This is a genomic window from Halohasta litorea, assembly GCF_024494645.1.
Lineage (GTDB): Archaea > Halobacteriota > Halobacteria > Halobacteriales > Haloferacaceae > Halohasta > Halohasta litorea.
Genome location: NZ_JANHDJ010000001.1, coordinates 309,754 through 329,927, shown reverse-complemented (window position 1 = coordinate 329,927; position 20,174 = coordinate 309,754). Strand labels below are relative to the sequence as shown.

At 64.6% G+C, this 20,174-nt stretch carries 20 protein-coding genes and 1 tRNA gene; 9 read left to right on the top strand and 12 right to left on the bottom strand.

The genetic code is table 11. From position 1 onward, the window contains the following. Nucleotides 1–24: 24 nt before the first annotated feature. The 3 genes from NO877_RS01790 to NO877_RS01780 all read right to left on the bottom strand — a co-directional run bounded on the left by NO877_RS01790 (nucleotide 25) and on the right by NO877_RS01780 (nucleotide 3,548). Nucleotides 25–1,041: an aldo/keto reductase gene (locus NO877_RS01790; RefSeq protein WP_256394579.1), complete on the bottom strand. Its 1,017-nt coding sequence runs from the start codon at nucleotides 1,039–1,041 to the stop codon at nucleotides 25–27. Nucleotides 1,042–1,172: 131 nt separating this feature from the next. Then, on the bottom strand, nucleotides 1,173–2,813 hold the full coding sequence (locus NO877_RS01785) for a DUF255 domain-containing protein (protein ID WP_256394578.1): 1,641 nt from the start codon (nucleotides 2,811–2,813) through the stop codon (nucleotides 1,173–1,175). Between the two features lie 168 nt (nucleotides 2,814–2,981). Beyond that, nucleotides 2,982–3,548, bottom strand: a complete 567-nt coding sequence (locus tag NO877_RS01780; protein WP_256394577.1) for an archaellin/type IV pilin N-terminal domain-containing protein — start codon at nucleotides 3,546–3,548, stop codon at nucleotides 2,982–2,984. 209 nt (nucleotides 3,549–3,757) lie between these two features. Between NO877_RS01780 and NO877_RS01775 the strand changes: the two genes are divergently transcribed. Continuing rightward, entirely contained in the window at nucleotides 3,758–4,345 is a 588-nt protein-coding gene (locus NO877_RS01775) for an FxsA family protein (RefSeq protein ID WP_256394576.1), read from the top strand. A gap of 156 nt (nucleotides 4,346–4,501) precedes the next feature. Continuing rightward, nucleotides 4,502–4,575 (top strand) — tRNA-Ile (locus tag NO877_RS01770). Nucleotides 4,576–4,864: 289 nt separating this feature from the next. On the opposite strand, the gene NO877_RS01765 is transcribed toward NO877_RS01770, so the two are convergent. After that, a complete protein-coding gene (locus NO877_RS01765; RefSeq protein WP_256394575.1) occupies nucleotides 4,865–5,209 on the bottom strand; it encodes a four-helix bundle copper-binding protein in 345 nt (114 codons plus the stop codon). A 235-nt stretch (nucleotides 5,210–5,444) separates the two neighbouring features. Here NO877_RS01765 and NO877_RS01760 point away from each other — a divergent pair, with 235 nt between their 5' ends. Further along, a complete protein-coding gene (locus NO877_RS01760; protein ID WP_256394574.1) occupies nucleotides 5,445–5,813 on the top strand; it encodes a DUF8062 family protein in 369 nt (122 codons plus the stop codon). Between the two features lie 37 nt (nucleotides 5,814–5,850). Here NO877_RS01760 and NO877_RS01755 read toward each other — a convergent pair whose 3' ends face one another. Further along, complete coding sequence (locus tag NO877_RS01755; RefSeq protein WP_256394573.1) at nucleotides 5,851–6,807, bottom strand: DUF5787 family protein; 957 nt, start codon at nucleotides 6,805–6,807, stop codon at nucleotides 5,851–5,853. A gap of 73 nt (nucleotides 6,808–6,880) precedes the next feature. Between NO877_RS01755 and NO877_RS01750 the strand changes: the two genes are divergently transcribed. Both NO877_RS01750 and NO877_RS01745 read left to right on the top strand, forming a co-directional pair. Then, the gene (locus tag NO877_RS01750) at nucleotides 6,881–7,282 is read left to right on the top strand and encodes a hypothetical protein (RefSeq protein ID WP_256394572.1); all 402 of its coding nucleotides are present in this window, start codon (nucleotides 6,881–6,883) and stop codon (nucleotides 7,280–7,282) included. Further along, on the top strand, nucleotides 7,275–7,832 hold the full coding sequence (locus NO877_RS01745; RefSeq protein ID WP_256394571.1) for an NUDIX hydrolase: 558 nt from the start codon (nucleotides 7,275–7,277) through the stop codon (nucleotides 7,830–7,832). The genes NO877_RS01750 and NO877_RS01745 overlap by 8 nt, the downstream gene beginning before the upstream one ends. Before the next feature lie 10 nt (nucleotides 7,833–7,842). Here NO877_RS01745 and NO877_RS01740 read toward each other — a convergent pair whose 3' ends face one another. Together NO877_RS01740 and NO877_RS01735 are read right to left on the bottom strand one after the other, a co-directional pair. After that, nucleotides 7,843–8,349 (bottom strand): universal stress protein, encoded by a 507-nt coding sequence (locus NO877_RS01740; RefSeq protein WP_256394570.1) that lies wholly within the window; start codon nucleotides 8,347–8,349, stop codon nucleotides 7,843–7,845. 101 nt (nucleotides 8,350–8,450) lie between these two features. After that, nucleotides 8,451–8,972, bottom strand: a complete 522-nt coding sequence (locus NO877_RS01735) for a universal stress protein (RefSeq protein ID WP_256394569.1) — start codon at nucleotides 8,970–8,972, stop codon at nucleotides 8,451–8,453. A gap of 152 nt (nucleotides 8,973–9,124) precedes the next feature. Between NO877_RS01735 and NO877_RS01730 the strand changes: the two genes are divergently transcribed. After that, a complete protein-coding gene (locus NO877_RS01730) occupies nucleotides 9,125–9,478 on the top strand; it encodes a rhodanese-like domain-containing protein (RefSeq protein WP_256394568.1) in 354 nt (117 codons plus the stop codon). Nucleotides 9,479–9,576: 98 nt separating this feature from the next. Here NO877_RS01730 and NO877_RS01725 read toward each other — a convergent pair whose 3' ends face one another. Both NO877_RS01725 and yciH read right to left on the bottom strand, forming a co-directional pair. Further along, nucleotides 9,577–11,328 (bottom strand): M61 metallopeptidase family protein, encoded by a 1,752-nt coding sequence (locus NO877_RS01725; RefSeq protein ID WP_256394567.1) that lies wholly within the window; start codon nucleotides 11,326–11,328, stop codon nucleotides 9,577–9,579. Nucleotides 11,329–11,448: 120 nt separating this feature from the next. After that, nucleotides 11,449–11,742 carry a stress response translation initiation inhibitor YciH gene (gene yciH / locus NO877_RS01720; RefSeq protein ID WP_256394566.1) on the bottom strand — a complete coding sequence of 98 codons (294 nt, stop codon included), beginning with the start codon at nucleotides 11,740–11,742 and terminating at the stop codon, nucleotides 11,449–11,451. Nucleotides 11,743–11,992: 250 nt separating this feature from the next. On the opposite strand from yciH, the gene mutS reads away from it, so the two are divergent. Together mutS and mutL are read left to right on the top strand one after the other, a co-directional pair. Further along, nucleotides 11,993–14,833: a DNA mismatch repair protein MutS gene (mutS, locus tag NO877_RS01715; RefSeq protein ID WP_256394565.1), complete on the top strand. Its 2,841-nt coding sequence runs from the start codon at nucleotides 11,993–11,995 to the stop codon at nucleotides 14,831–14,833. Between the two features lie 79 nt (nucleotides 14,834–14,912). Then, the gene (mutL, locus tag NO877_RS01710; RefSeq protein ID WP_256394564.1) at nucleotides 14,913–16,574 is read left to right on the top strand and encodes a DNA mismatch repair endonuclease MutL; all 1,662 of its coding nucleotides are present in this window, start codon (nucleotides 14,913–14,915) and stop codon (nucleotides 16,572–16,574) included. 22 nt (nucleotides 16,575–16,596) lie between these two features. Here mutL and NO877_RS01705 read toward each other — a convergent pair whose 3' ends face one another. The 3 genes from NO877_RS01705 to pyrH are packed head-to-tail and all read right to left on the bottom strand — an operon-like array spanning nucleotide 16,597 to nucleotide 19,239. After that, nucleotides 16,597–16,827 (bottom strand): DUF7573 domain-containing protein, encoded by a 231-nt coding sequence (locus NO877_RS01705; protein WP_256394563.1) that lies wholly within the window; start codon nucleotides 16,825–16,827, stop codon nucleotides 16,597–16,599. A gap of 40 nt (nucleotides 16,828–16,867) precedes the next feature. After that, on the bottom strand, nucleotides 16,868–18,523 hold the full coding sequence (gene lysS / locus NO877_RS01700; RefSeq protein ID WP_256394562.1) for a lysine--tRNA ligase: 1,656 nt from the start codon (nucleotides 18,521–18,523) through the stop codon (nucleotides 16,868–16,870). Next, nucleotides 18,520–19,239: a UMP kinase gene (pyrH, locus tag NO877_RS01695; RefSeq protein ID WP_256394561.1), complete on the bottom strand. Its 720-nt coding sequence runs from the start codon at nucleotides 19,237–19,239 to the stop codon at nucleotides 18,520–18,522. Before pyrH ends, lysS begins: the two co-directional genes overlap by 4 nt. 109 nt (nucleotides 19,240–19,348) lie before the next feature. Between pyrH and NO877_RS01690 the strand changes: the two genes are divergently transcribed. Next, complete coding sequence (locus NO877_RS01690) at nucleotides 19,349–20,152, top strand: molybdopterin synthase (protein WP_256394560.1); 804 nt, start codon at nucleotides 19,349–19,351, stop codon at nucleotides 20,150–20,152. The last annotated feature ends 22 nt before the right edge of the window (nucleotides 20,153–20,174 follow it).

The window sequence follows — 20,174 nt, the reverse complement described above, 5'->3', positions numbered from 1 at the left end:
TCGCTGCAAGCGGTTAGTCAGTGACTAATGACCCCAGCGCCGACCGTCTTCATCGAATCGAGCGTCGGTGATCCGATCGTGCTGGTCAGCCGTGAGCGAGACCTCGGCGGCTCCGAGGTTCTCTTCGAGCTGGTCGGTGGTTCGTGCACCGACGATCGGCACACAGGTGAACGCCTCCTGATCCATGAGCCACCGCAGCGAGACCTGGGCGGGCGAGGCGTCGACTTCGTCAGCGACCGCGCGGATCTCATCCAGGACCTTCCAGCCGCGTTCGGAGAGATAGAAGCGCTCGAATCGCTCGTCGAAACTCCCCCGCGAGCCGTCGGGTGCCCGAACTGACTTCGGATCGTCAGGATCGGCGCGTTCATACTTGCCCGTCAGGAAGCCACCGGCTAACGGCGAGTAGGGACAGACTGCGAGGTCCTGATCTGCACAGACGTCGAGGTAGTCCTCGACGTCCTTGTAGTAGCCCGCGTGGAACAGCGGCTGGGTCACGTCGAACCGCTGGTAGTCGTTGATATCCGACTTCCAGAGGGCCTTCGTGAGCTGCCACGCGGCCATCGTCGAGGCCCCGAGGTAGTTGACCTTCCCCTCCTCGACGATGCGGTCGAGCGTCGACAGCGTCTCCTCGATCGGCGTGTTCTCGTCCCAGCGGTGGATGTAATAGAGATCGAGGTAGTCGGTGCCGAGGTTATCGAGCGTCTTGTCGATCTGGTTTCGGATGTGGGTCCGCGAGAGGCCCGACCCGTTGGGATTGTCTTCGTCGTACTCGAAGTAGACTTTTGAGGTGAGGACGTAGTTTTCCCGATCGCGGTCTTCGAGCCACGAGCCGATGTAGGACTCGCTGGTCCCGTTGGGATCACCGTAGACGTTGGCCGAATCGATGAAGTTGCCGCCGTGGTCGGCGAACGTATCCAGGAGTTCGTGTGCCTCCTCCTCGTCTGTTTCGAGGACACCATTGGTCTTGCGCCCGAAACGCCAAGTGCCGAAACAGAGTTCTGAAACGCGCGTGCCCGTCGATCCGAGTTGTCGGTACTCCATACCTACTCACGCGTCGAGAGGCGTATAAAACGTGGCGAAAACCTTCATAATTTGTACGTATGAATATCAGTTGATGGCGGTCTACAGCAGCGAATCGGCGCGTGGCGGTCGACTGGTAGCGATCCGAAGGGCTATTCGGCCTCGGCGGCCTCGGAGACGCGAGCGAGGAGTTCGTCGGGCGTTGCGGCCGGTGGGAGGTCGCTGTTCCGGAGGTTCGCGGTTCCGGCGTCGGCCCCCTCGGCCCCGGGGACGACGACGGTTTCGTGGTCGGCGATTCTGAGCGCGGCTCGGTGAAGATCCGAGCCCGCCGGGTCGCCGACGTCGACGACGAGATCGCCGTTGGTCAGCCGGGCGGCGACACTGCCGTAGCCAGCGACCTGGACGCCGATCCGGTCCCACGCGCCGGCGAAGGCCTCGATGGCCTCGGCTGCGAGCTCGCGGTAGCGCGGCTCGCCGGAGAGCACTGCGAGGTCCAACAGGCTGTCGGCGAACTCGACGCCGCTGTCGATGGGGTAGAGTGGTCGGTCACAAAGCCCCTCGCCGCGGGACGGGCCGTCGCGGAACGCACCGTCGTCGTGGAGTACATCGATGGCTTCGTCGGCGACGCGTTGGGCGACGTCAGTGTATCGGCTATCGCCGAGGACCTGATGGGCGCGGGTCCAGCCGTTGACGACGTGGGCGGCGTCTTCGAGCAGGTGTGTCTCGCCCGTCTCCTCGCCAGCGCGGTAGTGGGTAACAACGCCGGAGTCGGTGTCGACCAGCTCATCTTCGAGTGCCGCGAGGATGCGCTCGGCGTAGCTGCGGGCGGTCTCGTCGTCGGTGTAGCTGTAGTAGGCCAGCAGGGCGTCGACGGCCAGCGCGTTGCCGCCAGCGAAGACGGTGAGGTCTGTCCGCGGAGACTCGTGGTCGGCACGCTCGTCGGCCGAGAGTGTGTAGTACGCTGCCCCTTGGCCGGGTCCCTGGCTCCCGCCGATGGCGATGCCGGTCCACAGCGTGTCTGTGAGATACTCGACCGTGCGGGCCGCGGGCTCGCGGTAGGCCTCCTCGCCGGTGTAGAGGTAGGCGTTCGCAAAGGCCCGGAGCAGTGCGGCGTTGGTGTCCAGGACCTTCTCGTAGCGCACGTCGGACCAGTCGCCGCTGGTGGCGAATCGGAAGAAGCCGCCGTCGACGGTGTCATGCAAGTGTTGGGCGATCGCATCCAGCGTCTGGAGGGCCTGCTGTCGCTCCCGTTTGAGGGCGAACTCGATGGTCCGCGACATCGGGAACTTGGCCTCGGTGCCCCAGCCGCCGTGGTGGGGGTCGAACTGCTCGGTAAGTTGACCCGCGATGTGTTCCTCGATGCGCTCCGAGAGCTCGCCTGCAGGGGTCGGTTCATCCGTGAGTGCGCGAGGAACTCGGCCCGCCGCAGCTCCCTTCTCCGACCAGAGTTCGCGAATGCGGTCGACGACCTGTCGCATCCCGTCGGGGCCGAGATAGGTCGCACCCGTCAGCAGGTGGCCCTGCGGGGTGAGGAACGCGGTGGTCGGAAAGCCGCCCATGTTGTAGCGTTCCCGGACACGCGGGTGGCGGTCGACGTCGACGCGGATCGGGACGAAGCTGTCGTTGATGTTGGCGGCGATACGCGGCTCGGCGTAGGTTCGGGCATCCATCTCGTGGCAGGCACCGCACCACGTTGCCGAAAGCGAAAGGAGAATCGGGGTGGCGGTCCGTTCGGCCTCCGCGAAGGCCTCCTGGCCCCACGACCGCCATTCGACTCGGGTCGACTCGTTCATAGATGCGTTCGGCGCGGCTGTCGCCTAAGGGCTTCGCTCATCGATTGGATACACACGGGGATGGAAAGCGATCGTCGTCTCCAACGATACCCGTAAACGGACCACTAGCCACCATAGCTGCCAATAAAAAAGCAGGTAGGACGCTACGCTTCGGACCGCCGACCGATCTTACAGAGAGACTGCGTCACGGTCGACCAGTGAATCCGGAACGCGGAGTTCAGCGACTGTCGAGGCACCCGCAGCGGTTGTGAGTGTTATTTCGACCGAATCTCCGCCCTCGATGGTCTCAGAGAGGATATCGGTGTTATTGAACTCGACCTCGTACCGATCCGATCGGTCAGTGATCACGTTGTCATCCGTCTCCGATGAGATGGAGCCGATCGTCACACCATCATCAGTGAAGACACCGGTTACAACTTGATCATCTGTAACGATCTGGTAGCTCACATTATCCAGTTGGATGTCACCCGCACCGGGTGATTTGGTGAGCGTGAGGTTCGTCTTATTAATTGAAGTCGGGCTGGAGTCGCTGTCGACCGTCCCGGTTGCACTCTGGATCTGGATGCGGTCGGCAACCTGTTGTGTGGACTCCTCACCCGTTGCTTCCGCCTGCGTCTGAAGTAGCCCGGCCGTGTTGATCAGTACGCCCGCTGCGATCGCCGCCACGAGGACCATCGCAATGAACACAATCAGTGTGCCGATTCCGACTTGGCCTCTGTCGTTGTCTGTAAACATTGGTTTGTGAATGTCCGTAGGTTCGTCGGCTCTACGGACGTTATCTCTGGGAAGTAAGTTTGTCCAGATAAATGTGCGTTCCTGAATTTCATTTTTGATAGAGCGGTGTGCGGTTTCGAAGCCGACGGTTCCGAATAGCTGTTGTTGGGCTCTCGGCATTGCCGCAGTCGACAAAAGAGGTTATAGACGGCCGCCATCAACGAGTAGCTATGCGAACGCGCTATCTGCTCGCGCTGTTGCTCCTCATCCCGCTGATCGATGCCTTCGTCCTCGTCGCCATCGTCGGGATGGAGCTGCTGACGTGGCTCCAGACGGTCGCACTGGTCGTCCTCACCGGCCTCATCGGAATGATCCTCGTCCGCGCGGAGGGACGCTCTACCTTGGCCAGCTTTCAGCGCAAGCTCGCCTCCGGCACCCCGCCGACCGACGAGCTGCTCGACGGCGGGCTGCTGATCGCCTCGGGAGCCTTCCTGCTCACACCTGGCCTCGTCACCGACCTGCTCGGCTTCCTGCTTGTGTTGCCGCCGACGCGGCTCCCGATCCGGGTCGCGCTCAAGCGCTGGGTGGTCGTCCCCTACATCGACAAACAGACCGGCGGCCTCGGCAGCGGAAAGGTCTGGACCTTTGGCTTCCCCGATCCCGACCAGGCCGCGGGCAACGGGGAGAACCCCTTCGATATGGGACAGGGGGAGACGACACAGCAGTCGCGGGACGGCAGCGGCGACGACGACATCGTCGACGTCGACTTCGAGCAGGTCGACGAGGACGACGCGGGCGAACACCGATCCGATTCGTAAGGCGCGGGCGGGTTTTTCGGACGACGAGCAGAAACCAGCGGCGCGCCCGTCTCGTGGGGTGTCGACGAGCGTGTGAACTGTGAAACCGGGTGACGTGACGGTGGGGAAAGGAAACGCTTAAACAGAACCCACCGCTACGAAGAGATGCGCCACTCAGGGTCGATAGCTCAGTTAGGTTGAGCGCTCGGCTGATAACCGGGAGGTCCGCGGTTCAAATCCGTGTCGACCCATCTCGTGGCGGCTTCGGCCGCACACAAACGGCGCACCTCCCCAGCCAATTCTTACCGGTCTCACAGTGTTGAGCTGTGTGTCTTTATTTTTGGCTTGCAGATATTGACTGCACCAGAGAGACGTTTATGACAATAAAGAATGCGACGGGCAGGAGTTGCACGCTGCGTTACGGTCGTGGATCGACCGCGTGATACTGCTACACTACCGTCGCCTACCCCGACAAACCGGCTCCGGGGTAATTGTTAGTCGACAGCTACACGGTCGATAGTCGGTCCGTATGGGGCCACCTCAGGCTGCCATCGACCGACAGCTCTCGATACAGGGTTCCAGGACCTCGGCGCAGGTCTGGCAGTGGTCCATGTCGTGTTGGGCACACTCATCGCGGCAGGCTTCGGCGGCGTCGGCGACCAGCGAGGCCTGCTCGGCGTGGAACTCGGACTCACGGGCCATAAACCGGGCGTGCATCGAGGCGAGATCGGCGACGTCCCGACAGAGCCGGAGACACCGGGCCATCTCTTCGCCTTCCTCGGCGCAAGCATCCGCACACATCTCGCAGGCCTGGGCGGCCTCCGAGCAGTTATCGATACACTCGCTCATCTCGCTGTCGTGCTGTTGGAGCTGTTGGATTGCCATCGCACACCACTCATCCACGAGCGCACCAACAGGCGTTGTGGCGAGATGGCTTCGTAATACCTACAGCACACAGCGGCCGACAGCTCGCGGATCGGGACACAACGACCTGACCGCGGAGTCCGGCACATGGGACGACTCGGTCCACATAAGGGATGCGGAGTTTCGCGGCTGTGTGTGAGTAGACGCCCCATACCGGGTGAATAGATACATATGCTCGGGGCAGGTAGGAGGAGATGTGCCGACCTCGCCAGACGACATCGATGTGACACCCTCGGCCGTCGACGCGGTCGACGACACGCCGACGATCACGTGTTCGCGCTGTGACCGAGACTGGGAACTGACCTACGAACTCGAAACGCTGTACGCCGGCAATCAGGCGTTCGAACAGTTCGCCCTGGATCACAAACGCCACACGGGCCACTTTCCGGACGACGTCTCGCCGTGGCTCGTCGACTGCCAGCAGTGTCCCGACGCCGAGGCCTATCTCGACGAGCGACCGGCCAGACGCTGGGCCGAAACCCATGCCCGTCACACGGACCACCCGGTCGACCTCTCGTATGCCGCTGGCGATGTCGACGAGCGAATCGAACCCGGTAGTCACTGACTACGCCGCGAGTAGCCGCTGATTTCCCCGTGAGTACTCACAAAAACTGGTCCAACCCGCTTTGGCTCCGACTCGTTCCGTCCGGATCGGCGACCCACGGACTCCGGCGGTCCCGCAACGTCTCCATGTCGACCGCGGGCGGTGCGGCCGAGTCGAACCCCTCGCAGTCTGCCCCACACGCGACCACGGGGTCGACCACGCGGCCGAACCACGAACACCGGGGTCGCCCGTCGTCGGTCGCTTCCATGTGTCGACAGCCGGGGAACTCGTAGGTTCGCCACCCCTTGCCGTAGGCGCGCTCGGCGATCCGGCGGCGTTTCCGTCTCTTCTCGGCGGGCGTGACGAACTCGATATCCGTCCGGAGCGGCCGTTTCGTCTGGGGTTCGACACCTGGCCCCTCGGTCGACAGCGGAGTTGACTCCCGAACCACCCTCTGCTCGCCGGTGTCGGGATCGAACCGCCAGACGCCGACGGCCTCGGGGAGTCGGTTGAGATGGGCCCGCGTGACGTAGCTCTCGGTGGCGAGGATCACCTCGTCGAACAGTCCGAGCGAGACGTCAAGCCGGAGTTGGCGGTCGAGATCCCCCGGCTGCGACAGATCGGGCTTGTTTTCGATCCCGACGAGGCCACCGAACCAGTCTGGGTACCGTGCTGTCTGTCGGACGTACTGCCGACCGTTGCGGCGTTCGACCTCGAAAAACCCGCAGTCGACCGCCCGCTCGATGACGCTCCGAGCGTGATCCGGGGAACAGTCGAAGGCCTCCCGCCAGTAGACGGCCTCGCCCGCGCCAGCGCTGCTTTCGATCGCCAGTGGGGGGATCTCGCGGCTGGTGATCCGGGTTCGCTGGTCGAACTCGGGGCCGGGTTTCAGTCCGCAGACGTCGACGATCCGGCTGCCGGGTGAGGCGACTGCGCCACCGAGCTGGCGAGCGACCAGCCAGTCGGTGTGGGTTTCGAGCCAGCCACAGAGCGCCACCTCGAACCGGAACTCCATGTGGGTGGTGGGAACGCCGGAAAAATAAACCCGCTGTCGAAATCCGTATCCGGAGCCGCTCCCTACCGACGGTATGCGCAGAATCATGCGGAACGCGCTCGTCGCCGTCGGGGTCGTGGCACTCGTGTTGCTGGCGTTGGGTGCCCTCCCCGGCTATCTCGGCTCGGGCGAGCAGTATTATCTCGAAGTCAGCGCGACCGACGACGACGGGACCGCGGTCAACGTCACCGAGATCAGCGAACGGCGGTACCCGTACCTCACGACTGCGCTGTCCGCTGATGATGGCCGCTCGGCGGGCTACCAGCGAGCCCTCGGCGGGTTTAAGGACGCCTTTACGCACACGCCGTTCGACGAGCATAGCGCCCTCCAGCAGTTGGAGCCCGACGCCGCCCGCGACGGCGGCGAGCGGGTGATCGTCGAGCGGGACGGCCAGCGATACAGCGTCGACGTCGTCTCGGAGGCCGCCGATGAGTAACCACGCGCTCGCCGAACTCGCCGACCCCGAGTGGCCGGTAATCGAGTCAGTCACCGAGTACGAAACCGGCTGGTTTACCGGCGGCTACGATCTGGTCGAACAGCCCGACGGCTCCGAGAAAAAATACTACTGGGCCGAACTCGCTCCCGCAGTCGTGATCGTCGCGGTGACCGACGGTCAGCTGCTGTTTGTCGAGCAGTACCGGCCGACCGTCCGCGAGACTCAACTGGAGCTTCCGGCGGGCATCGTCGAGCCGGGCGAGTCCTTCCGCGAGGCGGCCGCTCGTGAGCTCCGCGAGGAAACCGGATTTGCACCCGCCGAGACCACGCTCATCCAGGATTTCTGGTGTTCGACGGGACTACTCCGACACCGCCGTGGGTTCGTCTTCGCCGAGGACCTCACCCCGGTCGACCGGGAACTCGATTCCAACGAGTTCCTGCGGCCGCGGGCCGTCACCGTCGAGGAGGCGGCCACAGTCGCCCGGAGCGAACCGACGAACGACGCGACTGTCGAGGGTGTACTGCTGGCTGAAAAAGACGGGATGCTGTAGGGGCGACACCTTACTGTCGGGCGGTCAGGACGGGAGTGTCGGCAGTTCGGATCACCTTCTCGGTGACACTGCCGATCAGCTGTCGGCTGAGCCCGCTTCGACCGTGGGTCCCCATGACGATCAGATCGATGTCGTTGTCCGCGGCATACGAGGTGATCACCTTGTGCGGTCTGCCCCGCTTGCAGGCTGTCGCCGTTTTGTATCCCTCCTGTTGACTCAGTTCGCCAGCGATCTCCTGGATGAGCTCGGTGCCCTCCCGTTCGAGGAGCTCCAGGACGTCGATTTTGTCTTTCGACATCCCGCCCCGATTGCCATCGGAGTCTCGACGGAACATCCCTGTCGTCCAGTTGCCGTGTTGGTCGCGCTGGAGGGTCATCGACGACTTGTTGTGATCTGAATCCACGACATAGAGGATGTGTATCCGGGCGTCGTAGGCGTCTGCAAGGCTTTTGACGTGTTTTTCGACGACCTCGGCTGCCTCGCTCCCGTCGGTGGGGTAGAGAATGTGATCGTACATTGTAACCACTCCATGTATATTTTGTATAATAATTATATAAAAGTGGTGCCACGTTTACCAGCCGCTGCAAACTGCCGGTCGAAACCCTGGAGGGAGGCCGACTACTCGTCTTCGATGAGTCGAACGGTCATCACCGGCGATTCGGAGAGCCTGACGACTTTTTCGGTGACGCTGCCGATCAGGCGGCGGCGGATACCGCGTCGGCCGTGGGTACCCATCGTGATGAGGTCGATATCGTTCTCCTCGGCGTACTCCGTGATCGTCTGGGCCGGGACGCCGTGTCTGACCGCAGTCACGGTCTCGATGCCTTCATCGGCCAGCCACGAGGCGGTTTCCTGTATCAGGTGGTGGCCCTGTTCTTCGATCGACTCTCGCATCTCCTCTTCGTGACGGATCATATGGCCCCTGCCATCGGTCGGTTCGGTGTCCCGTTTTACCATCCCTGTTTTCCAGTCGCCGTCCTCCCCGCGTCGGACCACCATCCCGGTTTCGGTGTGATCGGCGTCGACGACGAACAGGACGTGTAACGTCGCATCGTACGTTTCGGCGAGGTTGCGGGCGTGGTCCAGCACCGCTGCGGCACCTTTGCTTCCGTCGGTGGGGTAGAGGATGTTGTCGTACATGGGAACCACTCCGGAAACCCAAACGGCCGATAAACATATAAGTGTTCTGTCTAATCTCATATTAACCAAACTGTCTATAATTTCGTAACAAACTGTATGGATGACCGTCGGGACGACGAGGGACTTATTTGAGGCCGCCGGGTTGGAGAGGTATGGACGGCGAGATCAGTCCCTCTGAGGTCGAAACGCTGTTGGAGACCGACGACCCGCCACGGATCGTCGACATTCGGTCACCGGCTGCCTTCCGACAGGGCCACATCCCCGGCAGCGAGAACGTGCCGTTCAACCAGCTGCCACAACGTGTCGAGACGCTGGCCGACGCCGACCACATCGTCACCGTCTGCCCGCACGGACAGGCCAGCGTGCAGGCCGCCCGGCTGATCGGCTCCTACGAGGGTACCGACACCGCCCGCGTCGAGAGTATGCACGGCGGACTGACCGAGTGGGACGGGGAGATCGAGGCCGAGTCGACGGCCCCCGACGAGGGGCCTGAAGCCCCGTTTTGATCAGCCGGTCCCTCGCTCTCGACAGCTGATCGGTTTTATAAGTACGTAGCAACGTCTACCAACGATCGGCAGGACGCTTTTAAATAGGTAGTCACAGCCTACGCCCGTCGCCGCGCGAGGAGCCCCGACAGTAGGAGCGCACTAACAGCCCCTCCGACACCGAATCCAGGCGTTTCGATACCGATCGGCTCCTGGAGTCCCCTATCGGGTTCGACCACACGAATATCGAGCTGTTCGTCGCCGACAGAGACCGTATAGCGACCTGGCTCGGAGAACGTCTGATCGAACCGGTGGCTCGACGATTCGTTCGGCCGAAGCCGCCCGCTTGCGGTCGTTTGACTCTCATTGACGCGGAACAGGAGTTCGTAGTCGCCGACGGTGCCGCCGACGTTTTCGGCGACCATCTCGACGGTCAGCGTCTCGCCGACGGTCAGCGTTCCCGACGTGCCGTTGAGGGACCTCGAACCGTCGTCGCCGGAAACACGGATCGGATCGTCGGCCGCGAAGGAGTATCGGAACTGGGCCGGAAGCTGGCCGAAGACCTCGCCGTGGGTTCGGCTGTCCCACATCGTCGGCGCGGCGTCGGTGGTTGCATACCGCATCGAAGCGGCAGCCACCTCGCTGCCGCCAGCCGCCCCGAGGTAGGCTTCGAGATCACCGGCGGTTACGGGGTCGGCGTCGCGTGCGTCGGTGGCGTGGCTGTTGAGCGAACGGAACACCGCCTCGAAACTCGACTCGCTGTCGGTGGCCGCCCGGATCGACCGGTCGGTGTCACCGACGACGAGCGATCCCTTCCAGTAGTTGGCGTTGTTCTCCCAGCTGTCGGGCTGGCTCAGCACGGAGTTCGACTGCGGGGCCTCCTCGCCGCGGTCGAGTACACGCCGGAAGCGGTCGAAGTCGACGTGGCCGCCTTCGAGGGCCAACGAGGCCCCGTAGTAGGTCGCAGTCGCCTCTCTGAGCCACTGCGTCTCGTCGGTCGTTTCGAACGACTGTCTGGTGTGGACGTACTCGTGGAGCCAGACGTTGGTGGCCAGCTCCATCTCCTCGCTGTCCTGGACCCACATATCCGAATCGCCGACCTGGAGCCCGCGGACGCCCCACGACACCGACTCGGTCGGGGCGGCGACCACGAACACCTCGGGGTCGCGGTCGCCGACACGAAGCCGGTCGGAAGCGTGGCTCAACGAGTCGAAGACCTCCTCACTCGACGGTTCGAGGTCGGCGGCCTCGGGGACGACGAGTCGGAACGTCTGACCGTGTGCGGTGTGTGTCTCGACCTCGTGGGGGCCGAGAAACGCCATCCGGTCGCCAGCCACGCCGGGTCCCGAAACCGTCGTCTCACGGACGAACTCGAGGTCGTCGCTGGGTGATCCGGTTCGGGTCCACTCGATGCCGAGTGACGGGATCTGGACCAACGCCCACTCGTCGGTCTCGGTAAAGAGGTATCGGCCATCCTCGGCCAGCGGTCCCTCCTGGTCTGTCAGCCTGTCGGCGTCGACCCGAAACGTCACCGACGGCTGGTCGGTCCGTTCGTCCCACGCGTAGTCGCTCGCCGTCTCGCGGTCGAAGCCGTCGGTTTCGGTGACGGTGGCTCCCTCCGGAAGCCGGGCTGTGAACTCGGTGACGCGGTCGGGGAACCGAAAGGAGGTTGTCGCGGTGATCTCGCCAACCCGGTCCGGCGTCCGGTCGAGCGTGGTCGTCATCCGTATCTCGTCGTCGGTCAGCTGTGCCGAAGCGGCCGTCGAGTCCGTCGCGGCAACGGCATCGCCCGGCAGCCCGGCAGCAAGCGGCACTCCGGCCGACCCAACGACGAGGAACACGGCGATTAGTACGGCGACGTGACTTCGCATACCGAACCGAACGACCCGAGCACCAATAGCTCTTCAGGCTTTCTGATATGTATGTGAATCAGGGCAGTCGCTCGGGAAAAGTATCAGCGGCGGCACTCGACGTGTGGCGTTAGGTGCTGGTCACGCGACTGTAAAGCCTTTGTCGCGGAGGAAGTCCTCCACGCGGCCGCGGTGGTTCCCCTGGAGTTCGATCGCGTCGTCCTCGATCGTGCCTCCACAGGCGAACTTCGATTTGAGATCCGAGGACAGACTACTCATGTCCACATCCCGCGGGTCGAATCCTTCAATGACCGTTACCTCTTTTCCATAGCGGCGCTCGTCGATGCGGATGTTGATCTGTTGAGACTCTTTGGCGACGTCCTCGCAGACGCAGAGTTCATCAGGCAATCCACACGTCGAGCAGACTTCCGACATTACGTCCGGACGTACAAGACGGGCATATTAAACAGTGTCGGGAACTCGCGGGTCGACCGGCCGCTCGAAGCCGGTCAGCGGTCACTACTCGTGGTAGTCACAGGCTACGAACCGTTCTCACTCGGTGACAGTCTTCGGTAGAAACGTTGTTCTCGTACCATCGAACGAGAGGGTGTATCGAGAATCGAGTATATCTCGATTTCTTGATATTAGCGAGGCGTTTATGTCGCTTGGGTACTGCCTACTGCCAATGACAACCGCCACCGGGCCGCCGTCGACGATGGCCGAAAAGGAAGACGAGCTGACTCCCATGCTGAGCCAGTATCTGGAGCTGTGTGAGGCCCACGACGAGGCCCTCGTGCTGTTTCAGGTCGGCGACTTCTACGAGGCGTTCTGCGAGGCCGCCGAGGTAGTCGCCCGTATCTGTGAGGTCACGCTGACACAGCGGGAGGATTCGACGGGCACCTATCCGATGGCTGGAATCCCGATCGACAACGCCAGCTCCTATCTGGAGCGACTGGTAGAGGCCGACTACCGGGTCGCCATCGCCGACCAGGTCGAGGACGCCGAAGCCGCGACCGGCCTGGTCGACCGGGCGGTCACCCGCGTCATCACCCCGGGCACTGTCGTCGAGGAGGAACTGCTGGCATCGGGCACGACGAACTACGTCGCCAGCGCCGTCGAAAGCCAGCAGGGAGGGTTCGGAATCGCCGCTGTCGACGTCTCGACCGGCGAGTGTTTCGTCACGAGCGTCGCCGACCGCGCGGGGCTCGCGGAGGAACTCGACCGGATCGCACCCTCGGAACTGCTTGTGGCTCCCGAGACGCCAACGGTCACGCCCGCCGACGCGGCCACCGGCTGGATGGAAACCGAGGTCGACCGCACGCTGTTCGACCACGAGGCCGCCATCGACTGCCTGTCAGCCTACGTCGACCCCGACGGTCGACTCGCAACCGACGCCGAACGCCGGGCCTGCGGGGCAGTGTTGGCCTACGCCGAGTACACCCAGGGTGACGACGGCTCATTGGACTACGTCTCCCGTATCCGCCGCTACGAGCAGCAAGAGCACCTCCGACTCGACGCCGCCGCCCTCCGGAGTCTGGAACTGTTCGAAAACCGCGGGTTGGGCGCTGGCGACACCCTTTTCGACGTGATCGACGAAAGCGCCTCAGCACTCGGGCGGCGCTGTCTCACACGGTGGCTCCGTCGGCCACTGGTCGAGCGTCGGGCGATCGAAACCCGACTCGACGCCGTCGACGCGCTCGTCGAGGCGTCGGTCGAACGCGCCGAACTTCAGGACGGGTTAGCCGATGCCTACGATCTCGAACGGCTCGTCAGCCGGGTCTCCCGTGGCCGGGCCAACGCGCGAGACCTCCGGGCGCTCCAGGCCACCCTGTCGGTCGTCCCCGACCTCGTCGAGACCCTCGACGGGATCGATGCGCTGGCTCCCTACCGCGAGCGGCTCGATCCCCTCCAGGAGATCGCCGACCTGATCGAGAGCGCGATCGTCGACGAGCCGCCGACTGAACTCACCGAGGGCGGCGTCATCAAACCGAGTTTCGACGCGGACCTCGACGAGCTGCGAACCACCGAACGGGAGGGTCGACAGTGGGTCGCCGAGCTGGAGGCCGCCGAACGCGAGCGGACCGGGATCGACTCGCTGTCGGTCGGCCACAACCAGGTCCACGGCTACTACATCGAGGTCACCAATCCGAACCTCGATCAGGTACCCGACGACTACACGCGCCGCCAGACCCTCAAGAATTCCGAGCGGTTCTACACGCCGGAACTCAAAGAGCGCGAAAACGAGATCTTCGGGGCCGCCGAACGCGCCGACAGCCTCGAATACGAACTGTTCTGCGAGGTCCGAAGCGAAGTTGCCGCCGAAACCGAGCGGATACAGGCACTGGCGACCGCCATCGCCGAACTCGACGCCGTCTGTGCGCTGTCGACGGTCGCCGCCGCGGGCGACTACATCCGGCCGCAGTTCCACGACGGGTCGGTCGAGACCGGCGGTATCAGTATCGAAGGCGGTCGGCATCCGGTCGTCGAAACCACCCAAGAGTCGTTTGTCCCGAACGACGCCGACCTCTCGCAGGGAGAGGTGGCGATCATCACCGGCCCCAACATGAGCGGGAAATCGACGTATATGCGGCAGGTCGCGCTCACCTGCCTGCTGGCACAGATCGGGAGTTTCGTTCCCGCCGAGGCCGCCGAACTACCGGTGCTCGACCGGATCTTCACCCGCGTCGGGGCAAGCGACGACATCGCTGGCGGGGAGTCGACGTTCATGCGTGAGATGAGCGAACTCACCGAGATCCTCCACGACGCGACCGAAGAGTCGCTCGTGCTGCTCGATGAGGTCGGCCGGGGGACCAGCACCGCCGACGGGCTGGCGATCGCCCAAGCAACCACCGAGTTCATCCACGACGAACTCGGGGCGACGACGCTGTTTGCGACCCACTACCACGGACTCACTGCGCTGGCCGACGAGCGGGAGGGCGTCGTCAACCGCCACTTTGCGGCCACCCGCGAGGGCGACGAAGTCACCTTCCTCCACCGGGTTGCGCCGGGTGCCTCCTCGGCATCCTACGGGATCGAAGTCGCCCGGATGGCTGGCGTCCCCGAGACGGTCGTCGACCGCGCGCGGTCGGTCGTCGAGTCGGCCAACGGCAGCCGAGCCGAGAGCGGATCGGCGGGGAGCCAGCCGACAGCCACTGCCGACCAAACGCCGACCGACAGGACACCGGATGCACACTCGGAGATGAAACGGGACGGATCGGGGACGGCCACCGATTCGGCGAACGAACAGACCGGAGCGGTCGACAACGACCGCCCCTCGTATCCCGAGGAGGAACTCGATGTGGGGGCCGAAGAAGCCGATTCGGAAGCCGAGGCGGCCGACCACCGTGCCTCCTACCCCGACGAGGAGTTCTTCGGCGGGGCGGCCGACCCCGCGGTCGACGACCCCCTCGACGAGGAGTCGATGGTTCGGGTCGCCGTCGCGCTCCGGGCGGCCGACGTGGCGAGCATGACGCCCCTGGAGGCGCTCAACACGCTGGACGAACTGCGGTCGGAGCTTCGCGAATAGGTAGTCACTGCCTACTACCATCCACCGTCACCCGGCCCGAAGGGGCTAAAGTCGTCGGGCGACTGCGGTCGACCAACGGATGGACAGGCCGACGATTCACCGACTCGACGAGGCCACGGTCGCCCGGATCGCCGCTGGCGAGGTGATTACCCGCCCGGTCCGCGTCGTCGCCGAACTCCTGGACAACGCCCTCGATGCCGGAGCCGGGCGCATCGAAATCACGGTCGACGGCGACGGCACCGAGCGCATCCGGGTCGCCGACGACGGCTGTGGGCTCTCCCGGGCCGACGCCGAACGTGCCGTCGAACGTCACGCCACGAGCAAACTCCCCGCCGAGACGGCCGCCGATCTGACCGGTGTGTCGACGCTCGGCTTCCGGGGGGAGGCGCTGGCAGCGATCGCCGACTGTGCGACCCTCGAACTCGTGACCAACGACGGCGAGGCCGTCGGGACGAAGCTCCGCATCGAAGACGGCGAGGTGACGGTCACGAACGCCGGGCGCGCACAGGGGACGACCGTCACCGTCACCGATCTGTTCGCCGATCGACCCGCCCGCCGTGAGTCGCTGGCCGAAGCCGCCGCCGAGTTCGGCCGGATCAGCGAGCTGGTGGCCCGGTATGCGCTGGCGCGTCCGGCGGTCCGGTTTTCGCTGACCCACAACGGCACCGAGACGCTTTCGGCAAGTGGCAGCGGGCTCCAGGATGCCCTGCTTGGAGTCTACGATGCCGGAACCGCCAGTCGGTCGACGACGATCCACCACGAGACGAGCCTTGCAGCCGGTGGCGATCTCTCGGTAGACGGGATCTGCTGTTATCCGTCGGTGACCCGCGCGACGCGGGAACACGTTCGCGTCTCAGTCGGTGGCCGCCCGGTCACCGACACCGGGCTCCGGCAGGCCGTACTCAGTGGCTACGGCTCGCTGGTCGCTGGCAACCGATACCCGGTCGCCGCGATCGACGTCGACCCACCGGCCGGGACGGTCGATCCGAACGTCCACCCCGCCAAGGAGGAGGTCGGTCTGACTGCCCGCGAAGCGATAGAAACGGCCGTCGAGCGGGCGGTCTCGGAGGCGCTGACGACCGCCGATATCCGACGAACCGACGCCGCCGCAACCGATCTCGAAACCGAACTCCGGGCCGTCGACCGAGCCGATCCCTTCGGCGAGGTTCGTGTTATCGGCCCGTTTCGGGATCTCTACCTGCTCTGTGAGGACGGCGACGAGCTGCTGGTGGTCGACCAACACGCCGCCCACGAGCGGGTGAACTACGAACGACTCCGGGCGACGGTCGCCGACGAAGGGGTGCCGACCGCGCCGCTCGACCCGCCGGAGACGGTGTCGGTCGGCCCCGGGGCCGCGGCAGCCGCCGAGACTCACGCCGACCTGCTGGCCGACCTCGGCTTCGATGTCGAACCGTTCGGCGGCGGGACGCTTCGGGTGTCGGGACTTCCGGCCCCGCTTGGTCGGGTCGCCGAGACGGACGCACTCGTCGAGACGCTTGATCGGCTCGCTGCCGGTCACCAGCCCGACGACCGGCGGGACGCGTTGCTGTCGGATCTGGCCTGCCATCCCTCGCTCAAGGCTGGCGACCGGCTCACGACGGGCGAGGCCGAGCAGCTCCTGGAGCGGCTGGGCGAGTGTGAACAGCCGTTTGCCTGCCCCCACGGCCGACCGACGGTCTGCTCGCTCGACGAGTCGACGCTGGCGGCGGGCTTCGAGCGTGGCTCGACGCGGTTTCGCTGACTGAAAAGGGAGTAGTCACAGACTACGCCCAGCTTTTGCAGTCGGGACAGACGAACGCACTGTCGTCGAGCCACTGTTTCTCGGTGGAGTCGCCGCACTGAGCACAGACAGCGCCCTCGGACCGCCAGCGGTAGGTGACCGTCGCCGGTTCGATGGATTCGGCGTTGTCACCGTCGTCAGCCCTACTGTCGTCGGCGTGGCTCTCGGCAGCATCGGTCGACGAAAACTCGGTTAGCGATCGCTCCTCGCTCATAGCTGTCCTTCCGTACCAGAATATAAAAGCTGCTGGGGGCTCAGCGGTCCCGGCGGAGCCGCCCGACGACGAACTCGGTTTCCAACTCCCCGAGGAACTCCCCGAGCCGGGGGCCCTGGGTTTCGTCGAAAAAGAGCCGGTAGCCAGCCTCGAACAGGTCGCCGATCTCGATATCGTGATCGCGGGCAGTATCGTAGATTTCGCCTTGAATTTCGTCGCCGTCGTGGCCCGCTGCCACGAAGTCGGCCAGCGCGTCGAGGGCTGACTCAACGGACTCGTCGAACTCGGTGTCGGGGAGGTCGGTCTGGAGCCGGTAGTTGTAGGCGTTGTCCATCCGCTCGGCCCAGTTGCGGGCCTTCTCGACGCGAGCGAGGGCGGCCTCGATGGTCGCCTCGTCGGCGTCGGCCGGAATGTGGCCCTCGTCTGTGGCGAGTTTGATCCGGAGGTCCCGTTCCTCGACCATCCCCAGGACGGCCGCGAAGGTGTAGGGCAAGCGGATCGGCTGGTCATCGGCCACCGAATCGACCACGTACGGGTAGGCCGCCTCGGCGAACGCCGTCACAGACTCGTCGTCGACGCCCTCGTAGTAGGCCCGTTCAAACCGGTCGTAATCGTCGACTAACTGGTCGAGCCGCGAGAGATCGAGGTCGCGGGCCTTCTTCGGGTCGAGCGCGAAGAAGTAGCGGATGACTTCGGGCTCCAGCAGGTCGAGCAGTTCGGAAACGGTGACGATGTTTCCGGCCGACGAGGAGAGTGCCTCGCCGTTGAGCGTGAACCACTCGTAGACCATCGGTACCGGTGGCTCGATATCCAGGACGTTTTCGGCGATATCGACGCCGGATGGCCACGAGCCCTCGGCGTGGTCCTTGCCGAACGGCTCGAAATCGACCCCCAGCACCTGCCACTGGCCGGGCCACTCGAAGCGCCACGGCAGTTTCCCCTCGCGGAAAGTGGCCGTTCCCTCGTGGCCGCAGCCCTCAATGGTCTCGTCGCCGACCTCCATGTCGGTACAGACGTAGTCGACGGTTTCGCTATCGAGGTCGATGTTCGTGACCGTCTCGGTCAGTTTGCCGCACTCCTGGCAGACCGGATTGAAGGGCACGTACTCGACGTCGACCTTGGCCTGATACTCAGAGAGGACGTCGCGGGCCGTCTCGGCGTTCGCGAGGACGTGGGAGACGACGGGGTCGAAGGTGCCGTCGGCGTACAATGCGGTGTTGGAGTGCATCTCGATGGGGACGCCGAGGCGGTCGGCGTCGGCCTCCAGGAGCGCCGCGAAGTGGGCCGCATACGAGTCGGCCTCGCCGAAGGGGTCGGGGATCGCGGTGTAGGGCTTGCCGAGGTTCCGGCCGAGCGCGCCCGCGTCGACCTCGCCCAACCCGACGATCTGTCCGTCGGCGTCGGCCAGTTTGCGAGGGAGTTTTCGGAGCGGGTCCTTGTCGTCGCTCGTAAAGACCTGCCGGACCTCGTGGCCGCGGTCCCGGAGGACTTCGGCGACGAAGTAGCCCCGCATGATCTCGTTGACGTTGCCGAGGTGGGCGACCCCCGACGGCGAGACGCCACCCTTGACGACGATCGGTTCGTCCGGGTCGCGTGCTTCCACCTCGTCGGCGATGGTCTCTGCCCAGAAGTCCCGGTGGGTAGACTCGTCGTCGGCTGCGAGCGTGTGCGGCGAGCCGCTGCTGTCGTCGCTCATTCGGTCTCGACCCAGTGGGCGGGTTCGCTGCTGCCCGGCGGGATGATGTCGGTACCGGTGTGGTCCCCGCGGAGCACTGCCGACTCGACGTTCGAGGGCTCCGAGCCATCCAGGACGACCGTGCGCATTCCCGAGCGCTCGATGAGTTTGGCCGCCAGAATATCGACCGGCGCGGACGCCCCGGCATCCCGGCTCATCGGAACAATGAGGTCGACGAGTTCGGCGGGCGACATCGTGGTGTATTTGATCGCCTCGGGGTCGGCGTTGGGGTCGGCGTCGTAGACACCGTCGGTACTGGTCGCATACACCAGGAGATCGGCACCGACGTACTCGGCGAACGCCGCGGCGACCGCGTCAGTCGTCTGGCCCGGGGTGATCCCGCCCATCACCGAGATATCGCCGCGCCGGAGGGCATCGCCCGCAGCATCGTAGTCGGTCGCCGGAGTGGGTTTCACGCCCGATCCGAGGGCCGATATAAGTAGGCGGGCGTTAATCCGGGTGACGTCGATCCCGAGCTGGTCAAGTTGGACCTCGTTGGCACCGAGGTCCCGTGCAGCCGTAATGTAGTCGCGGGCGACGCCGCCGCCACCGACGACGAGACCGACCTCACAGCCCTCGGCAGCCAGCGATTCGATGACCTCGGCGTGGGCGGCCACGCGGTTCGAATCGAGCTCCGGAGCGAGAATACTTCCACCGATCGAAATGACGACTCTCATTGCTGTCGGCTAACTCCGAGTTGACCTTAAGCGTTGTCAAGCACGTACTCCGCGGAACTCCCCGCAGTCGACTACAACACTAAAGGGCGACTGGGCCGCCCCTTGAGCCATGCAAACGCTCTGTATCATCGGCGATGGAAGCCGGTCGGCGATGGAGGGACTCGCCGATCGGGTGGCCGAGAGCCGCGAAGGACCGGTGGCGACGGTCGACCACACGGTCGAATCGGTAGCAGCGCCCGACGACGAGAACGCCGACGGCACGTTTCGGGTCGACGGCAACGGTCGGTGGACCGGCAGCGGAACGGATCGGTCGGTGATGGGTCTCCTGGACTCGCTGGCTCCCGAGTACGACTACGCGATCGTCGCGGGGCTGGCCCACCACCGGCTGCCGACCGTGGTGATCGGCGATGCCGAAACCCCACCCTCGGCGGAGATCGTCGCCAGCGCGCCGACAGCCGATGGGCTTGACATCGCATCGATCGTCGATCAGCTCGACGACGTGGAACCGCACATCACGCTCGAAACCCTCATTCAGCGGGCAAAGGCCTCACCGAAGGCCGACCGATCGGGGGCGATCGCGACGTTTACCGGGCGCGTGCGAGCGAAGGACAGCCCCGAGGACGACCGAACCGAACACCTCGCGTTTGAGAAATACGAGGGCGTCGCCGAGGATCGGCTCGACGCGATTAGCCAGGACCTAACCGAGCGCGAGGGCGTCTTCGAGGTGTTGCTGCACCATCGCGTCGGCCGCATGAACGACGGCGAGGACATCGTCTTCGTGGTCGTCCTGGCGGGCCACCGGAGCGAGGCGTTCCGCACGGTCGAAGACGGAATCGATCGGCTCAAAGCCGAGGTGCCTATTTTTAAAAAAGAGACGACCACCGACGAGGAGTTCTGGCTCCACGAGCGGTGAGTGACCGCGCGCGCTGTCGAGA